Origin of the sequence: Methylomonas sp., assembly GCF_023228165.1 — a bacterium.
Classification (GTDB): domain Bacteria; phylum Pseudomonadota; class Gammaproteobacteria; order Methylococcales; family Methylomonadaceae; genus Methylomonas.
Genome location: NZ_JALOBS010000037.1, coordinates 10,361 through 29,819 on the forward strand (window position 1 = coordinate 10,361; position 19,459 = coordinate 29,819).

At 52.0% G+C, this 19,459-nt stretch carries 8 protein-coding genes; all 8 read right to left on the reverse strand.

The genetic code is table 11. The features are described from left to right. Position 1: 1 nt before the first annotated feature. The 8 genes from M0R33_RS20605 to M0R33_RS20640 are packed head-to-tail and all read right to left on the reverse strand — an operon-like array spanning position 2 to position 19,414. Positions 2-1,852, reverse strand: a complete 1,851-nt coding sequence (locus M0R33_RS20605) for a DUF1998 domain-containing protein (RefSeq protein WP_292573751.1) — start codon at positions 1,850-1,852, stop codon at positions 2-4. Continuing rightward, positions 1,849-5,892 carry a DISARM system helicase DrmA gene (gene drmA / locus M0R33_RS20610; protein WP_292573753.1) on the reverse strand — a complete coding sequence of 1,348 codons (4,044 nt, stop codon included), beginning with the start codon at positions 5,890-5,892 and terminating at the stop codon, positions 1,849-1,851. The genes M0R33_RS20605 and drmA overlap by 4 nt, the downstream gene beginning before the upstream one ends. Beyond that, on the reverse strand, positions 5,889-7,472 hold the full coding sequence (locus tag M0R33_RS20615; RefSeq protein ID WP_292573756.1) for a Fic family protein: 1,584 nt from the start codon (positions 7,470-7,472) through the stop codon (positions 5,889-5,891). Before M0R33_RS20615 ends, drmA begins: the two co-directional genes overlap by 4 nt. 8 nt (positions 7,473-7,480) lie before the next feature. Then, complete coding sequence (locus M0R33_RS20620) at positions 7,481-10,645, reverse strand: RNA-directed DNA polymerase (RefSeq protein ID WP_292573757.1); 3,165 nt, start codon at positions 10,643-10,645, stop codon at positions 7,481-7,483. Between the two features lie 15 nt (positions 10,646-10,660). Further along, on the reverse strand, positions 10,661-14,719 hold the full coding sequence (locus tag M0R33_RS20625) for an N-6 DNA methylase (RefSeq protein WP_292573759.1): 4,059 nt from the start codon (positions 14,717-14,719) through the stop codon (positions 10,661-10,663). After that, the gene (drmD, locus tag M0R33_RS20630; protein WP_292573761.1) at positions 14,716-17,865 is read right to left on the reverse strand and encodes a DISARM system SNF2-like helicase DrmD; all 3,150 of its coding nucleotides are present in this window, start codon (positions 17,863-17,865) and stop codon (positions 14,716-14,718) included. The genes M0R33_RS20625 and drmD overlap by 4 nt, the downstream gene beginning before the upstream one ends. Further along, positions 17,828-18,334, reverse strand: coding sequence for a very short patch repair endonuclease (locus tag M0R33_RS20635; RefSeq protein WP_292573762.1), 507 nt, complete (start codon positions 18,332-18,334; stop codon positions 17,828-17,830). Before M0R33_RS20635 ends, drmD begins: the two co-directional genes overlap by 38 nt. An 18-nt stretch (positions 18,335-18,352) precedes the next feature. Beyond that, positions 18,353-19,414, reverse strand: a complete 1,062-nt coding sequence (locus tag M0R33_RS20640; RefSeq protein WP_292573764.1) for a DNA cytosine methyltransferase — start codon at positions 19,412-19,414, stop codon at positions 18,353-18,355. Between the last annotated feature and the right edge of the window lie 45 nt (positions 19,415-19,459).

Sequence of the window (19,459 nt, forward strand, 5' to 3'; positions counted from 1 at the left end):
CTCAAAACCCTTTGAAGAAACCAGCCTCGGCGTGCTCGAAGGTTGGGATCAACAATGCCCTGTCGAGATAACGGTTGCCGCGTTCACACGAAGTCTCGGCCACGAAAGAGCAAGCATGGCATGCGGCGGCATGTAGGCTCCTGTCTTTTGCCGGATCGTGTTCGGAACACAGTGGGTCGGAAGAGCAAACCTTCGCCCGCTCCAATGCTTGTTTCAGTAACCTTCCCAAGTTTTCCGGTTTACCGAGTTCGACCAAACCACCCAGCGTCCCATCGGAATCCGCCGCAGCGGTATATATCAAGATGCCCGCTTGCGGTATGTCGTCGGTCATGTCGGCGTAGACTCGCTCACGAATGCTGGCCGCGTTATACCCACACTCCAAAGCCAACTCCCTGATCAATAGATGTGCCAACGTATGTAACATGGCATAACGAATGCCAGGATAGTCCTCATTTGGACTCAAATGTCTGGCATTACGCCAACCACGGTGACCACTCTGCAGGATTTGGTCGATGTCATCGACGGCTTTTCTGCTTTCCCAATCTTTCAGCGCCGATTCATCGAATTGAATGAAGATCCCTTCGCCATGAACCTCGCATGCCGGCACCCATTCGGGTTTCGTGCGGGAAATCGGCGCCATCGCCGAACGATCTTGTCCAATCGATTCATCCGGGGATTCGACTCGAGTGAAACCGATCAAGGCATTGACTTCACGCAAGCGTTCCAACAAGAGCACTCGGTTGATTTTCGACTCAAATCTTTCTGGCACTGCGACCGGTGTACTCATGAAATGCGGATAATCGGCCGGGGGATTCGGCGACGACAATACCAGCCATTCCGGTCCTTTGATGTCTGCTTGTTCGACGATCTGGTCACTGCCATCCCTATAGGCTTGAATGGCTGCCCAAATCGTTTCTGCTTCGTATTTTTCTATGCCTTGGGCTTCGCCACGTTTCTTCAGCGCCTTGATGGTACCTTTCAGTTCGCCGACGTCTTCGACATCCGCAAAATCTTCCCAATGATCGGCGATGATCTGATCCAAAGGCGAACCATCCTGCTGCGGAATCGCCAATGCGGATAGATTCATCGGAAACCAACTGTTGGTAGCCCCCAAGAGAACGGCCCTCGGCTCTTCGGAACAATCGGAATCGAATTTATCCAAATGCGGGTGACGCCCACGGCATCCGGGTAGATTTTCCCTACCGGCTTGGCCAAACGCGTGTGCCATGCTGCGCGATGCGGCGCAACCGTCACACTTGACCCACAGATTCTCGGTCTGTAACGAGGCGCCACTTTCGAAAAAGCGTAGAGTTCCCTTGCATTCACTCGGGCCACCATGAACGAAATAATGCCAAGGGAAATCGTCCAGATGTCCATTGCGACAAGCCAACAAAAAACGCGCCGGTACTGCATCGGCATCCTTGGCCTTGTCACTGCCTTTCGAACCCGTACAGCCTCTGTGTACGAATTTCGTCATTTCTGGTCTGTACCGATTTTCCTTCAAACCGAACAAACCCAAGTCGTAAGGCGACAGCAAACCACACTTCACACAACGCAGCCATCGAGGAAAAGGACGGACTGGCACGCCGATGTTGGCTTCTGCGGACCACAAGTCGACCATTTCAGCCTTGGTGAATGGAGGCATACGCAGACTCTCGACCTGAGCTCCCAGAACCTGCCGCACGGCATTCAACAATCGGGCCTCGTGGATGGGTTGACATCTGTCTCGCTCCCATCGGTCGATACCCAAGGTCACGACCGATAGATTCGGCAAGTCTATCAAGGCACCCGGACCATAGGTCCACAACAATTGACTGGGACGCACTTCACCGACGGGTGTCTTTTCACTCATGCTTCATCCTCTTCATTTCCTTCCGTGACCGTCGGGCGCGGTCTCCACTCGTATTCATCTTCCAGACGGCTGGTATTCATGATCAAGCGTACGCCTGGTTCGACTTCTCGCATCGACATGGGTACCGTCCAATTATCCCAGGCACGTACACCGGGTGATTTGATCAAAGCAACCGTCGTATCTTTTTGTTGCCCACGCTTTTCATAAGCCAGGGTTCGACCGCCCAAACCGGCTTCCTTCGCCCAATCGTCGGCTCGTGCCTTCAAACCGTCGATCGCAAGTTGCTTCTTGGTATTGTCTTCGACGTTACCGGCGCGGGCTGCCAGGACCTCGATAACCTTGGTCATCTCGGCTTGATTGGCCTTCTCCAACTGACCGGCACCTTCGTTGGGACTAAAGTCTTCATATGCCAAACGCATCACACTGAGCATCGCCCCAGTCAGTCCGCGGTCCATCGCTCGCGGCGAAAACGGTGTGACGGACTGTGCTTCGACGTGCTTGTAAAACGTCGCGTGATAATGCTCGAAAGTCTCGTAGTGCGACAAATCCCGTGGTCTCGCCCAAGTCAGTACCGTACAGACCAGACCCGGTGAGGCCCGGCCGACGCGGCTAGTGGCCTGGATGTATTCTGCCGTACCCTTGGGTTGGCCGTTCACTGCCATCAAACCCAACCGGTTGACATCGACCCCAACCGAAAGCATGTTGGTAGCCAAGACCACGTCGATGGCTCTGACCTCACCATCTTGCCAGCGACAGAGGTACTTACCTTTGTCGGCATCGTATTCGGCGTTGAATTTGACCTCCAACTGGTCGAGATACTTCGGGATGTCCTGATTTGAAACGCGTGAGGTCAATTCGCTGATGTTGTTGACACTACGCTGACTGAGACCAGGTCTCTCGACCAGACTCATCTGCACACGATAGGAACGCGTCTGCACGTCATCTTCGGCCAAACGTTTCATACCACCGAGTTCACGTAGTGAATTGAAATAACCGACCATGGTCATGTATGGATCGGCAGCCGAACCGAATCGTTCGAACAACGTTTGCCCTGCCGTCAAGAATGCCGTATAGACGCGAATCAACATCGCCGGCCGGGAGCTACCCGGTGAGCAAACCCCCAAATAACGGCGTCCTGGACGATCTCGAATCGGGCGCTGTATCGAGAAAAAATTGTCCTCTACGTCCAAACCATGAGGTGGAAATACGGCGACCTGTCGCATGAACACGTTGTTGACCTGTTCCCGTGCTTTGCGCACCGTCGCGGTCGAAGCGACGATCTTGGGTCGTACGGTCACATCATCGAATTGCCAGGCGCTCAATTCGTCGATGGCGGTTTCGTATAGGCCGACCATGGTACCCAGTGGACCGCTGATCAAGTGAAATTCGTCTTGGATGATCAAATCCGGTGGTCGTATCGGTGAAATCGTTTTGACTCTGACCGCCGGCAAACTTTTTTTGGATTGATGGGAGCCATGGCAATCCGCATCGGGTAACACTAGACCATGTCTCGGGCATTCCTTGTTCACACGACCGAATAGAGTCCTAACCTGGCCACGCCAAGCCATCATGGCGAATTTGTCGACCGTGCTGATCATCATCGTCGGCGGGCGATGATAGATTTCTTCGTCGACGACCAATACCGGAATCCCCGGATGAGTTCGTTTACTGGATTTTCCTTTGGAGAATTCGCATTGGCCCTTTTTATCGCCACAATAGATGACCGTCCGTAAGGTATCCCGATCCACTTCGATGTCACGGCCCGGCGCGATTTCCGATCCGCACCAGGGACAACTCGTCAACTGTGCCGGCGACGCCAGACCGGCCGTATTCTGGCCAGGGGTACGTCTGGCCTCGATGGCACGATGACTATCCTCGGTAGTGCCCGGTGTAACCTTGTTGCCAACCCACAGGCCGATGGTAAAGGGCTCCTTGCCCAATGACTCGTCACCCTTGTCTAGGGCTTCTCGTCGTAATACGTCCATCGCGCAAATCAATGCAGTGGCCCGTTGGAATTGCTGCAAGGTCAACAAGCGTAACGTGTAACGCATGATCACCGCCAAACCACGCGAACCATCATAGCCACCCAAGTCGAGTTGCATGCGGCGAATGGCCATGGTGAACGCGGCTACGCCCAGATAGGCTTCGGTCTTACCGCCACCGGTCGGAAACCACAGCAAATCGGCATGGGCTTCGATGGGAAGGGTACGATCCGGATGCTTAGGATCGGTCAATGACGGAATGGACAGCAACAAGAAGGCGAGCTGAAAGGGCCGCCAACTGCGATTCTTGGGTATGTCGATGCTCGCCAACGTACACTCTTCCTTACGTCGCATGGCCAGTGAATAGATACTGCGCACCCGTTGAGTCGCCATGGCGCGATTGGCGAATCGAAACGCCGCCAACGCCTTTTCATTGATTTCCAAGGTGGTAATGCCTTCGCGTAGACGTTTCAATACCTCATCGCAGCGGTCCAATGCCGGATATGCTTGATCGTCATGGCCGACTACATCCTGCCCGATACGGTTACGCTGTTCGCCTATCCATTCGGCGTAGTCGTCGGTCAATGTACACAAGACTTGCGACAGCTCCGTTCTTTCGAGGGTGGCCAGCGTCTGCATGTCCAGCCAGCCGTTTTCCTGCATCTTTCGCATCGCCGGACGGTCGCTTGGATCGTCGCCCGGTGTTTCCGTCACCGGTACTTCGTATTGGGGCATGATCACGGTGCGAATCTCGGTGGCCAAAGTCACATCATCACTCAGCTCCGCATGAACCGAAACACCATGACCGACACCGAATTCGACCCGATTCCGGTAGATCATTTCCAGAGCCTCGCGCTCTTGGTCCTTGCCATTGGCATCCAGTACCGGTCTACGTCGAAAGATGGCTGGATTGGGCGAATCAGAAGGCGCACGAACGATCACTTCCGGCTGGAATAGCCAAGCGGCATCGCGATTTTCTCTCGGTTCTTCTTGGACATTGACCAAAAACAACGTCACCAAGCGATCGCCGTTGGCATTCGGGGCACGAATCGAACCTTGCAGCCTGATCTCGGGGCACTCCGGGTCCGGAGCCTGGTGGGGAATGGTGCCAGTGGTCAGAGGGAGTACCAATTTGCCGCCTCGAGGTATTCGCTGCCATACTCGAGCTCGGACTTCTTCTTGCTCCACTCGTACGACGTTACCATCGGCGTCCCGTATCTTGCGATTGATGAGTTTGGTTCGGCCACTGTCCTCACCGGACAATCGTTCGTAACGGCCGAAATGCGCTTCGACCTCAATGGCCGTCGCATCACCGGAAACACAAAACGTGAACCCCATGCTGGAAGGGATCAACGACTGATTGTTGGCAACATCGATTTCATCACCGGAATCCGACTCGGGGTCGACACGTCCCGTCGCACCGGCGAATTCTGCGCCGGGTTCGTGTTGGCCCGGTACCAAGGTATCTGCCGATTCGTCGTCAGCTTCATCGGTCAGGGAACCTTCCCAATTTTCATCGCCCCCAGATGCTTGTCTAGGTGCCAATTTGCCGACCAGATAGCGATCACGCACGCTCATGTCGACGATCTGTTCGTGTGGGCCATCCGCAGGCCCTAAGAGATCGTCCATAACCGCCAATTGCAACAATTCTCGGATATAGGCACGTTCCCGAGCGCTTTCTCCACTACCGATCACAGGGATGTCTTCGAGCCGGGTCTTCGAGATTTTCGTCAGTCCTTCGAGGAAATCGGTCCATTGCAAACGTCCTATTGTGCCCGCCCCTGGTAAGGAAAAGGGTGTATCGGTCAACGGTATCGTTTTATCGAATACCAACGATCTATCGAAATACAAGGTCGTGGTGTCGAGGTCGGAACGAATCCGCATGATTCGGGCGACCTTCGTGATGGCCTGGGTGTCGTCGATGACCAGAATCCAATCGTCTTCCCTAATCGACTGGTACAGTGAACGTTGACCTCGAAGGATCAGCACGAAGGGTTTCAGGATGGGATCGACGGGTAACGCGCGATCCACTGCTATCCAGGCATTGATGTCGGTCATTCGGTGTTTCCTTTCAGGTCGGTATCAGTTGGGCTTGGATCGTGATCCTTGGAGGCCGACATCGAGCGTTGGCGTATGGCTTTTCCCAATTCCGTGAGTCGATAGCGTTGCATTCGACTGGTGGGTTTGTCGGGCAGGGTCATTTCGATCACCTGCGCAATCAGCGCCGGTTTAAGGTAAGCATTTCGGAAGTGCTCTTCGCCTTTCAGACCCAGTGCGGCCTGAATTTGCATTCGGGACATTTCGCCGACCACGACGCGAATCATGCGCTCGACTTCCCCTGTGACTTCCCCTGTGACTTCCCCTGTGACTTCCCCTGTGACTTCGGGGGTAGTGTCGGCAATCGACCTCGATACCTCATCGGGCAAAAATAGCTCGAAAGCCTTGCGTACCCGGTCGTTGGTATAGACGGGCTCGGCGTGGCCCAATGCTTGCCATTCACGGCGCATCATGCGCAGGCCGGTGCCGGCCTGTTCGCACATGTCGATGCGGCGCAGGGCCATGGCAATGGCCGGGTTGCGCACTTCCTTCTCACCGGGTTCCAGCAGGCGGGCATCATCGCCAAAACTATCGCCGGGGTTCCACAACTCTATGCCATCGGTGAAAAATCGGATGACCGCCTTGCGGGAGTGGTCACCATAATCCTGATGTATCAACAGATTCATGGCCGCTTCACGAAATACGCGAAACCCCGCTGGGGCATCGCGGCGTTCCAGCGTGGCTGGATCGATGTCGCGGAAGGTTTTGGGCATGAAGAACAGGTATTTGGCCAACAACTGTTGCCAGCTTTGCAGGATGTTTTCTTCACACACCAGGCGATCGATCCAGCGCGTCTCCGGCATTTCATCGTGGCTGCCGTAGCCTAGAAACTGCACGTCCAAAATAGGCCGCGGCAGCAGATTACGCACCGCACGCAGAGAGCCAAACAAGCCGATGCAGGCGCGCGTGGGCAACAGTCGGCCACCGTCTTTGACCAAGTAGCCCCAGTCGTACAGAAAGTCCAAATGGGGCTGTTCCACGTCGAAGCCGGGGTTGGCGGCATGAAAGCGGTCGCGGTACCACTTGAGACTGCTACCGTGCAGGGCCTCGGCCAGGTCGACCCGCGTGAAAGGTTGACCATCCCAACGATCGGCGTTGGCATCACGCAACATGCGTTCGATGTCTCGGGGCTGGGCCTTGTAATCGCCACCACCCTTGCGAATGAAGGTTCGGCGGATGTCGCCGTCCAGATAGACCGGTTTACGGCTACGCGGGTTTTCGGCGACGTGGAAGGCCAAAACGGTCTTGCCATCTTGGATATGACGATGTTCGCTGATGTCCAAATCGTGATTGACCTTGTTGTCGGCATGTAGCACCGACAGAAAGTCGTTCTGAATCTTGTCGGGTTCGTCGACGCCACAAATCTCGAAACGCTCGCCATCCTGTTTGATACCCAACACGATCCAACCGCCATGGGTATTGGCAAACGCCGAGACGGTTTCGAAGGCGGATTTCGGCAAAGAATTACGTGCTTCCTTGAATTCGGCGTCGTTCCATTCGCCGCTTTGTAAAATTGTCTGAAGGGTTATAGGTGTACTCATCAACGGACTCATTTGGGCGTAGTACGTCTAAACCCAGAAAGTTCGAATCCTTCCGGCACTGGTTTATAAAGGTCATCTTCGCATGGCCAGCGTTTCGCACGACTCTGGAATGCCCTCAAACTATCGATGTCCAACTCGACGACTACGACATGTTCATTCTCACCACCTCGCAATCTGCAAAGATCTCTTCGATGATGAGCTTTCGCTGGAACTCGAACCCTGCTATCGCCATACTTCCTATTGTTTACCAATGCAATATGGGCATGAACATCCAAGCTGGCAGATTCGACGAGCGCCGAAAACGTTTCCAAATCCTGGTTCCACGAAAGAACCATCATGCAGTCGACATAACCCTGAAAATATTTGCGATAAGAAATGTTTTGCAATTCCGAGCAAACCAATACCCCAAAATGAAATCCTGCGTGGTCATATATGGGCTTTTGTCGATTGATGAGTCCATCGGTCCATTTCCGATCAAATAGTTTCAGCAACACTTGCTCTTCTCCGGGCGCAGGCAAGCATTTTGGCTGACGTATCTGCACCGAAGCGGGAAAGCCCAATCGATCATCCAGCAAAACCAAAACGGCTTCGCTATGAATCGAGTCCAAAGCCCCGATTTGATAGTCCAGTCCCGCAATGAGACTGATGTTCGCGTCTCGTAACATCCCCGAAACGGTATCTATCCATCTTTCGGGTAGAGAAAGTTCTGGAAGTAACAAATGGGTAGGCTTTGGATAGGCAGAAATGGCCGCATTGACGATTCTTTCGATGCGGGCATATCTATGAGGAGAAATGTCAGGGCGCCCCTTGGCTGCGGCGATATAGCTGTCGTCATTGGTCAATAAGCTACTGATACCCAATTTGATTTGCGATTTGCTTTTCGTCCCGAGCTTCGCAAACCTTTTCCCCTGATTGGTATTTTCACTTTCAGAAACGGTGGACGTGTAAACATCGAATCCGAGTAGATTTCCCCATACCCATATGCCACGCATGGCTCGGGTATATCTGGCCCAAGTCTTGGCCGGATTTTGGACACCGTTGGAAAAAATACATTGTTCGGGAAGAAACAGGGGTATCTCTTGGGTGGAATAAGGCCGAGTTGGAAATAAGTAGGGTAATAAAGAGAAATTCTTTCCTGGTTCGCCGTTTTCAGAACAACGACTATTGACTCTATTGACCCCTGAAGGATTCGGGGCGGCAGATTCGTCAAGAAAAGCACGCAAATCGATTTCAAAGTCATACAGTCCGTGTAACAGGGTTTCGTCAGCAACCAATGGACGCTGCCTTGTCGCATCTCTGCGTAAGTGATCTTTATAGGCTGCTTTTGCCCAATCGGATTCCCTCAACAAAATCGACAAGTCTTCGATTTTCTGAAAATCTATTCCCAATCCAACTTTTTCACAAACCGATAAAGCTGTTTCGGAAAGAGGCCTGATTCCACCTTTTCGTTGGCTCCATCGCAGAGACCGAGTTATGGCATCAGCACTCAGTTTTCGTACGGCATCATCTAGACCTTCCCATATTGGTTCAATATTTCCAGAGGCCTGATGACCATTGATCTTTATTGGATCGGCTTGAGTATGCTTTTTGAGCGTTCGAAGTGACGTAAAAACGGCATCCAATAATTTCGAAGCATCCACCCAATCCATCAAGGCAACGGCCAAAGACAAAAGCCTTGGCAAATAATCGATGTGGTCGAGGATCTTATCTGGGCGCAAAATGTGACTATGAGCGAACTCGTAAAATTTGATACGTTCGTCTTTCCAATCGTCAGAGCGCAAATCTCTAGCAAACATTTCCACGGCACGGAGTTGAATGGACCAACCCAAGCGACGAACCGACAAACCATCGGCACGACGCAATGTATCGGCTTCTTCGGAAGGGTGAGCAGCGGCTGTCAAAACCTTCGCGGAAGACATGGATTCCAATCCTTTCAACGAAGGCATCAACCGTCGTTCACTGGATACACTGCGAATCTGTGTTTCAATGTTGTCGAGTAAATCCAGTCCCGCTTGCCCTTGTAGGAAAAAAGCTTTTTGTTTGTTCTTCTGTAACGTTAGTTTCGTTGCGCCTTGAAACCCGCCGGGCAGTTTCAGCTCGATTTCATCCGTATTCCCCGCATTCTTGGGGAAACACACGGTACGTTCTGAAATGAACTTGAGCAGATCGTTGGTACTTCGAAGATGTCCTGGGTCGCGAAGTACCAAAAAAATATCATCGACGTAGCGGCCATAGTAAATGGGGGCCAATCCCTGTTCTATATCGCGATCCAATGAGATCAACAAAGCATTCGAAACGATCCGGGATATGGACAATCCTATTGGTAATCCACCAATTTTGATGTCTTCAGATGAGCACCCCATTTCGATGAGTTTTTCAGCCGTAAGTTTTGACCAGCTAATAAGGGCTTTGACGAATGCCTTGGTAAAGTCCAATTCCCAATCATTGAGTTCGATACCTGCCGATGCCAGAAAACGTTTATTGCTGATGAAAGAAGGATCGATTTGATGGTAGTAACTGGTGAAATCCATTGAGATGGCCACGACCGAGCTATCTCCTTCCAATTCCTCACGGATCGCATGCATTCCTCGTTCGCGCCACTTTCTATACAACCCGAAATACGGCATGAATGAGCCGATGGTCTCCAGGTGGTAACGGCCTACATTGGTTTCTATTTCTTCGGGATCAGGTCGGTAACGGCGAAGTCTCGAACCATAGGTAGATTTGGACAAAGCAGCGTCATACTTGTGACCGACCAGATTGATCCAAAGCGCCGACATCACATGCATTTCAACCGAAAAATCACCAACGAGCCTGAATTCTGGTGTGATTTCGTTGGCAATGCGAAGAAATTCAAAAGCCCTAGTTGAATCAGAAAAAAAGCAATGGCCACCCAATTCTGCCTTCTTGTCTTCTTTAGTTTTGATTCCCAATTTTTTTGCGGCGACACTAGGTGTCCCGATGTTTTCGAGCAATATGCTTTTGGCTTTCCCGGCGTGCAAGCGATCCAAGAGTTCGGACAAGTTTTCGGGCAAGTTGGCTTCGTATTCGGAAAATTGCCTTGCAATACAGATAGATCGTTCGAAATAGCAATCAGCCTTGGCTTTTCGATAGGCATAGAACAGGTCTTTCAATTCGATATCTAGCCACGATTCCCGCATTTTCATTTCCATGGGCGTCGATCCATATCAGGGTTTGGCTCTGTAACGAACCGCATCTGGTTCACCTTGTGACTCAATGTATTCGTCTTTCAAGAGTTCATCAATCGCAGAAAGCCACTCATTTGGATCGGCGCCGCAGCCGTTCAAAATAGCTGATTTGGTGAACCAGCTTTTGTGTGCTTCAAGCCAAGCAAGAATCTGATCAGATGCAATTGATCCCCACTGATTTCCAGTTTTTTGATTAGTAGTAGAGGTTTTGAACTCAGAGGGAATAGTAAAAAAATCAAAACTAAGTTGCCTGTCATGAAATTTCTTTTTTGAAAGTTTTTGCTTAGTCTTTACTTTTGTGACATTAGAACTAAATGCTTTTTGGCCCAACGTTCCCAATGATGGCAACGGAGGTATAGAGCTAAAGATTTCTTCAACAAAGTTATCGATTAACTCAGGATTTTCACTATTACGAACCTTACTAAGCAATTCATCAGCTCTAAGAATCACGGATTCATTTAATACCTCAGGTGGTGGAAAAGGAAGCTCTTTTAATTCTTTAACAAGAACTTTTGGGAACATACCCTTAGAAGACTTTGACGATATGAACGATATAAATTCAGAAGCCAAGCAGCTATTAAGATATAGCTCAAGAAAACCAAGTAATATTTCATTCCCTTTCGATTTTGGTTTAATACAAATAATACTTGGATTGTGAACGGAGTATTCCTTAAATTGTGAGGCAATAATTAATCTTGGTGGCTTGTCAACAATTTCACGAACAAGCACTCTCTTGTCATTAAACCAAGAAGGATCCAGATAGTTGGAAACCCATGGACCATAGCTAGCCCACAATCCACTCCATGTGACTTTATATCTTGAAACATCCTTCCCACGTAATTCAGGCACATAGGTTTCGTCTAACTTTTGCTCTGCATGCCATGGCTTTTCCGAAACAATTCTCTTAGCCTCCGATTCGGCCATTCTTTTTAAAAGCGCGTGTTTATCATATGGCTTATATCCCTGCTTTACAAAAAATAAATCCTCTATCGTTAATGCTCCACTTGGAATTATTACCTCACTGGAATCTATATTTGCCCAATGTGGTCTAGATAATAACTTATCCTGATCTAACTTTATTGAATCACCGATATGGCAATCAAGTGATCTTGAATAATAAAATGACTTGGAAGTGTTCTGGTTTGCTTGAAAAGTTAGAACACAGCAACGAACTGATGCGCCTCTAAAAATCTCATGCTCAGTCAAATCCGATATAGAAATAATTCGAAATGAATGACAAATATAATCTCGTATTTTTCTCGAAGAGCCGTTCAATAGTAAGGTATTAGGAAGCACTAAACCGCCCATCCCATTACATTTAAAAATGCGAGTTACTAACTCAACAAAAGCAATTGCAGTTTCGTAATCCCCAACGTATTGATAGGTAAAGTCGAACCATTTTTTGTGATCAAAATCTACAGTGCTGCCCCATGGCGGATTACCAATAACTGCATGAAACCCTTCGTTCTTGTTAGCAAAAACCTCAGGAAATTCTAATGTCCAATGAAATGGTTTATATCGTTTTTTTAACTCCAGTCCGTTAATTACTCGTTTGCGGATGTTTTCACCACTAATTAAATCACCTTTCAGATATTGATCTGCTTCAATTGCCAGAGTCATTAAGGCCGCGTCCAAGGAGTTTTCATTGCTGCCAGTTTTAATAATCTCTGCAATGAATGCGTCAGCAATCCGTTCCGGCGCTTCCAGTTTGGCTTTGGCCTCTTTATCCAATCTGGCCATCGTTTCCACGTCATGGATGTCCCGAATCGGCATCTGACGCAAGCGTTTGCGCAATTCGATGGCTTCTGCCACGGCCTGTTCGATGTTCCGGCCGAAGAGTCGCATCTGCGTGTTCTTTCGACCGGGGGTCATACTCAGTTCGGTGAGCTGATCCAGTCGATGAATGCCCAGCAAGCTGTCCCCACAGCGCAGATTGTGATCGAGAAAGCCGAACGGCCGACCTTTTGCCAGCGTCACCAACCAGATCGACAGTTTGGCCAGTTCCACCGCCAATGGATTCAAGTCCACACCGTACAAGCAGCGCTCAGCGATCAAGCGGCGGGCGATGACGATGCGTTCTTCGTCGTCTCTCGGCAAGGGCTCCTCGCCGGTCACGGCGTCGCGAACCTCGCCGTCGACCGTGACGTATTTGCCAGACGATTCCGCTTGGGTCCAGGCCTCTACCAAGCGTTCCGCCAACCAGCGGCAGACTTGCACCAAGAACGCGCCGGAGCCCATGGCCGGGTCGCAGACCTTGAGATCCAACAGTTCGGCGGCCGACTTGAGTTGCCATTCTTCTCTTGGCTTGCCTTCCGCGGGTCCGACATAGACCACGGGCGTGAGGGTCTCGGTGACGATGGCTTCGGTCAGGGATTTGGGGGTGTAATGGGTGCCGGTCTCGCGCCGGTCGGAACCGGTGGTGACCATGAACGAGCCGGCGGGATAGACCAGCGGATAACCCCAAGGATCGACACGCAGCAGGTTGGCGTAAGGTTTGACGCGATCGCGTAGCACCACGTCGGCGTGACATGCCGTCAGCAGTTTGTCGGCCAATACGTCGTCGATGGCTTTGACCAGGTCGTTACGGATACGGCTGGCCGAACTGCCGGAACGCTCACGAAGCAATTCGGCCAATTTTTCATCGCCGGTTTTTCGCGCCGTTTCCAGTTCGGTCAAGGTCACCCAAGGTGACTTGGCGCTCTTGGTGGCGTCCAATTCCAACGTGACGTCCTTGGCAGGCTTGACGGTGCGTTCCAGTAAGCCTTCGTAGACGTAGCCGATCTGCTCCACGTCCAGTGCCCGATAAGACAAGGTGCGGCCTTGGAATTGCTGGATCGCGTCCAACAGCAATAGGACGGTGCGGTTGTCGATGGGCAAAGGTTTGGCGGGATCGATGCGCCATTGGCTGTGTTTGTCACGTCCTTCCAGGAAAGGAAACCGGTCCGGATCGAACAAGGAACCACCCAAGGCCGGCATGCGCAGGTTCTCGTGTTCGATGCCGCCGTAGACGGCACGGAACAAGGCCAACAATCGCGACCAGGCGTCCCAACGGCGTTCGAGGATTTCCGCGCTGTCGGCACGCAATTGCATTCGCAACGTGGACAGAGCATAGTGGGTTTCGTAACGTTCGTCGCCCAACAGTAACAAGCCGCGTTCCTCGGCGGACAACAGGAACACCAAGCGCATCATCACCGTCAGTGCGGCTTCGTATATTTCGGCGGTCGAGACATCCGCCAACAAGGCGCGGTCACGGTCCAGATCGGCTTTGTCCAAGGCCTGAATCAAGACTTCCACCGCACGGCGGACCTGTTCGCCGAGGGCTTCGGTGACTTCGTCTTGGTGTTTCAGCGAGCGATCGAACAAAGCCGGCAGTCGTTCCGAATCGTCGACGAAGAAACGGCGAATACCGAGCAGATGCACGAAGGCTTGCAATGTGATCGGCTCCTGTCCCCACAAACGCGCATACCAGCTGGCGAAAGTGGTGACGGCGCCGACGGGTGCGTCCACCAGCATCCAACGCTCGCCATTGGTAAGCAAGCCCAATCGGCAACCGGTTTGACGGCAGAGCTGGACCATGCGTTCCGCCGGACTACTTGCCCAACCATCGCGTTTGCTGGTGGCTTCCAGATCGGTGTGGACCGGAAAAGTCTGGATCAGCATCAGTGCATTGCCACTCTGTTCGTCGACCACGGTGGCATCTGGCGCGAGTTTCACACCGTATTCGGGTAAATCGATGATCAGTTTGTCGGGAATGGCCGTGCTACGCTTCAATACGTCTCCGCGCCCATCCTCGTCCAATTCCAAACCACGGTCGAGTACCTCGGCTATCCAGGCCTGATGCAATTCAGGGAAACGCGGGTCGTCGTTCTCCAAGGCTTCTCGCCATTCTTCGTAGGCTTGGCGCAGACGTTTACGCTTGTCGACATCCAGTTGTTCTAGGCCTTGCGGGAATACCTCTTTCAGTACCGGAACCGCCAGGAACGGACCGGAAATTTCGATCAGCGACAACCATTCCGCATGTGAATCAATGAAGCTCATGCCCGATCTCCTTTTTCCATTTTAGCGGGAATCAGAAAGATGACGGCGACCGGAAAGGTACGATCATTGAAGCCGGCGTAACGGTGCTGAATGGCTTCGATTTCGCGTTGGCGTTCCTCGGGGATACGATCCAATCGTGCTTGCAATGCGCCGATGTCGCGCTTGAGCTGGGTTTTCTCGTCGTCGCTGAACATGTCGAATTGCTGAGGCTTTTCGTCTTTGTGCAATTCGGCTTGGATGGCTTTTTCGAGTTCAGACAGGACGTTGGTGATGTCTTCGATCTCTTGATTCATACGAGCATCCAATTTATTGACCAGTTGCTTGAGCTTATCCTTGGAACGAGCGTCGACGGTTTGTAGTAAGGCGTTTTCGCTTCGTTCGAAGCGGGCGTGTAACATTTGAAAAGACGCCTCATCCGCCTTGGATGGTCTGGCCTGCTCCAACCAACCCTCGACGCGCTTTACACCATCTTCTCGTTTGTAACCTTGCTCGCGCAGATAACCGCCGGCATAGGTCAATTCCTCGTGTAAACGGTGATGGTTGCCGCCGGTGATCATCAAACGAGAAATCACCACCACGGCCACCTCGTTCAGCTCGTTATCCGGAATGCTTCGCACCGTGACGCGGTGCAGCTTTTTGACGTCGTCCTGTGCCCATATTTCGGCCCTCAGCAATCGAAGACACATCTGCACCAAGCGATGATTGAGGTGGATCAGTACGACATCGTCACGGCCATTGGCGACGGCGTGATCGAACGTGATGGGGCGAGTGACTTGGGTATGGGGATGTCGCAAGCCTTCCTGGCAGCGCGCCCAAGAGCCGGCAAGTGCTGGCATCTTGAAGACGGAACCATCCGGTGCGGATGGTAACCGAACGGTTTCCAATGGCGGTTTGCCGGCCAATTTCAGCGCGGTTTTCACGGCCATTTCGATGTGAGTGGACGTGAGGTGAAAATCGTGCCGGGTCTCTAGTAATCGCTCGTGCAATTTGGCGACACGAGCTTTTAGTTCTCGCTCTGCTTTGACATATTTGCGGGCACCGGCGATCTTGGCTTCGGCGAGGCGGGTATCCAGGTCCGTGAGTGAACCTTCGATCAATCCGGCCATCTGCGGGGCGATGACCGGATTGACACTACCCATGTCGGCGCGCATCGAATCCAGTTTACGTAAGGCACGAATGATGTCTTCGCCATGGCCACCAACCTTGTCATTGCCTGAATCACCACCGTCTACGGGATGCCAGATCAACACTTCCGAATGCCGCTGACCATGTCGGTCGACACGGCCATTACGTTGCTCCATGACGTTGGGATTGTAGGGAATTTCCAGGTGGATCAAGCAATGACAGTGGTTCTGCAAGTCGATACCTTCGGAAGCCGCATCGGTGGCGAGCAGGATACGTACGGCGGAATCGTGAGGTGAGGTTTGGAAGGCCGCTTTGACTCTCTCACGCTCATCGTGATCCATGCCACCATGAAGGATCTCCAGACGCTCACCGCCAAAACCATTACTGGCAAGGATTTCATGCAACCATTGATGGGTGGTGCGGTATTCCGTGAAGAGGATGACACGGTTGTCGTTCCAATCGCCATGGGCCTTGAGATGTTCTTTACACCATTCGAGGACGCTATTGGCTTTGGAATCGGCTTGATTCTTGGCCCGTTGCGCCCAGGACCTGAGTTGATCCAAAAGCTTACGTTGCTCCGGAGTCAATTCGGGCGCACGCCGAGAGGCTTCTTCGACGGCTTCTGATTGCGCATTCTCGTAATCCTGGTCGTTGGCGTAATCTTCTTCGACCTTGAGTATCGCCTTGTACAAGATGCGTTCAGCCATTGCATCGCGCTTTTGCTTAGTGACACTGCCGGACAGCGTGGCAATGTGTTTTTCGAGGGTAGAGGCAAATGCCGCTGGCGATGAAAACAGGCGTTTCTTTAGCACGCGATTCGTGAAGGCCGTACCGAATGCATCACCATTTTGAGCTGCTGATTTTTCTCGGCTGGCACAATATTCGTTGAGCTTCTGATGAATGGCCCTTTCCTCGTCGGTATAGGCCACCAACAACGATTGTAATACCCGCTTGGGATAGATTGGATTTCCATCGGCATCGACCAGATCGCTTTTGAGGCGACGGATCATCACTTGCGAGAGGCGCTTTTCGTCTGGCAGGATATTGCGTGCGAAGCGCTGGTCGTCGAGGAGTTCCAATAGCGAGGTGAACGATTCGGTGTAACCGTTGTGCGGCGTAGCCGTCAGGAACAACCGATGCTGGAAGTGGGGTCCGATGGCGCGAATGAAACGGGTGCGTTGGCTTTCCAGGGCATAATGCGCGCCGGCCGAAGGAGCAACGTTGTGCGCTTCGTCGACGACCAAGATGTCGAATTTTCTAGGGAAACCGATGTGCGGTGGCAGGACGTCACGCATCAAACGCAACCCTTCACCCGTCTTCGCCCAGTCCATGGATGTGATGAGCCGGGGATTAGATGTCCAGGGATTGGCGTGAATGCCCCGATCACGACGTAGCTGCTTGATATAGGCCGTATCGACTATCTGGAATTCGAGACCAAATTTCTCGAGCATCTCGACACGCCATTTTTCTTGCAGGGATGCCGGGCAGACGATCAAGACGGTACGCGCCCGATGTCTGAGCAGTAATTCCTGAATGACCAAACCAGCCTCGATGGTCTTACCCAAACCCACGTCATCGGCGATCAACAGATTGACGCGGGCCATGTCGATGGCCCTGACCAGCGGATCGAGCTGGAAGTCTTCGATGCTGACACCGCTTCGGAATGGTGCTTGTAGGAATCCACGATCGGCGTTGGTTGCAGCGCCCCAACGCACCGCGTCGAGAAAGGCTTCCAACGTATCGGGATCGTCCTGACCGGAAATCGAAGGCAAACCAGCTCTCTCTATGGTGTGGGCACCAGGTTCGATTTCCCAGATGACTTCCAATTCCTCGCCGAGACCATCTTCATCGATGGACGACAAAGTCACTAGATTCTGTTGAGCGTGGTTGGTCGCCAATTGCGATGAGACCACATCAGCTACGACCCATTGTCGGCGTCGGACTTCCACCAATTGGCCTGGTTCGGGTGGTGTGGCGTAGATTCTAGAGTTTTCGTCGACCGCTTGATTCATGAGTTCCATCTGTGTCTTCTTCATTATCGTCATTTTTTGGTCGGAGACTGGGTGTGGCCCCGTTCCTTATGGTGTCAATGACCGTTTTGAGGGCATTGGCTGCCATTTCTGGGCGTTCGTGCTCCCAAATACGAATCACGGTCCAGCCGATTTCCTTCAATTTGGCATCGGTATCGACATCTCGAGCCCGATTGGCTTCGATCTTCTGCTGCCAAAACTCCGAATAGCTCTTGGGCCAACTCGCATGTTCCGGGCAACCATGCCAGAAACAGCCATCGACGTACACCGCGATCTTGAGCTTGGTGAATGCTACGTCTGCAATACGACGTGGTTTCTTCAGCACCTGGAAATTGACTCGGTAACGTAGTCCCAAACGATGCAGTTCCCGTCTCAAAGCCATTTCGGCTTTGGTGCCCGTCTGACGGACCTTAGTCATCCGACGGCTGGCTTCTGGCGATGAGGCTTTGATTCGTCCCATCCAGACCGACCGAGTTTATCAGTTAGAGTTGACTGCCGACAAATGAGTGGTGATGCTCTTGGCTATCGCACGCCCAAGCTCGACGGGGACTGCATTGCCTATCATACGTCCCAAAGCCTTGAAGCTGACTTGGTCTTCTTCAGGTAAGAAAGCGTAGTCTTTCGGGAAACTTTGAAGGATGGCCGCTTCTCTGAGGGAAATTGCACGATCCTGTTCGGGGTGACCAAAACGCCCGTTACCGAAGCCATAACATTGGGTGGTCATGGTCGGCGATGGTTTTTCCCATTCCATTCGACCATAGACACTTGGATAGGTCTTGCCTGTCTTGGCTTTGTGACAATCGGCCCTCAGATGTTCTGGCCAGTCGCGCCAAGTGCCACCGGGTTTGGAAATACGAATCCGTTGAAGATTTTTATCCGAAAGTGTCGATGCAATATGCAACTTATCGTCGGGATGAGACGCTCCGGCCTCAATGGCCGGCATATTGCCAATGGCTTCTTCGACAGTGATTGGCTTTGGATGAGTGGGGGCGATCATTCGGATTTCGCCGAATCTTGAAGCCAGGAGCACCATGCGGCGCCGAGATTGAGGAACCCCGTAAAGCGAACTATCCACGACGTCGTACCAGACGTGGTAACCCAAATTCTGCAATTCCGTTACGAAATCATGGAAAACCTGATGCCTGACGACTGTCGGGACGTTTTCCATGGTGATGACATCGGGGTGGGATTCTCTGACCAAGCGTCCGAATTGATAGAGCAGTCCCCATTTTCCGTCGATTCCGTCCGACTCGTAACGCTGAGCATAAGTTGAAAAAGGTTGACAAGGCGCGCAACCCGCGAGGATTTTCAGTTCGGAATTCCCAAACAGTTCATTGATATCCTCGGCCGTGACTTGGCTTATGTCGCGCTTTAAAAACTTGGCAGTGTTGTTCGTCTCGTAGGGAAAACGGCAAGTGGGATCCAGATCGATCCCCGCTACGACGGGAATCCCTTCCAAGGTGAAACCGTGCGTGAGCCCGCCTGCTCCACAGAAGAGATCGACGCAAGCCAAATTTACTGGATAGTCATCGCTCGTCATTGTATTACGTGCATTCCAAAATCAGTTTGATTGTACTTTCAATAT

Excerpts from the sequence above, each read along its gene's own strand:
- M0R33_RS20605 (WP_292573751.1), bottom strand. The coding sequence starts at position 1,852 with ATGAGTGAAAAGACACCCGTCGGTGAAGTGCGTCCCAGTCAATTGTTG.
- drmA (WP_292573753.1), bottom strand. The coding sequence starts at position 5,892 with ATGACCGACATCAATGCCTGGATAGCAGTGGATCGCGCGTTACCCGTC.
- M0R33_RS20615 (WP_292573756.1), bottom strand. The coding sequence starts at position 7,472 with ATGAGTACACCTATAACCCTTCAGACAATTTTACAAAGCGGCGAATGG.
- M0R33_RS20620 (WP_292573757.1), bottom strand. The coding sequence starts at position 10,645 with ATGGAAATGAAAATGCGGGAATCGTGGCTAGATATCGAATTGAAAGAC.
- M0R33_RS20625 (WP_292573759.1), bottom strand. The coding sequence starts at position 14,719 with ATGAGCTTCATTGATTCACATGCGGAATGGTTGTCGCTGATCGAAATT.
- drmD (WP_292573761.1), bottom strand. The coding sequence starts at position 17,865 with ATGGAACTCATGAATCAAGCGGTCGACGAAAACTCTAGAATCTACGCC.
- M0R33_RS20635 (WP_292573762.1), bottom strand. The coding sequence starts at position 18,334 with ATGGGACGAATCAAAGCCTCATCGCCAGAAGCCAGCCGTCGGATGACT.
- M0R33_RS20640 (WP_292573764.1), bottom strand. The coding sequence starts at position 19,414 with ATGACGAGCGATGACTATCCAGTAAATTTGGCTTGCGTCGATCTCTTC.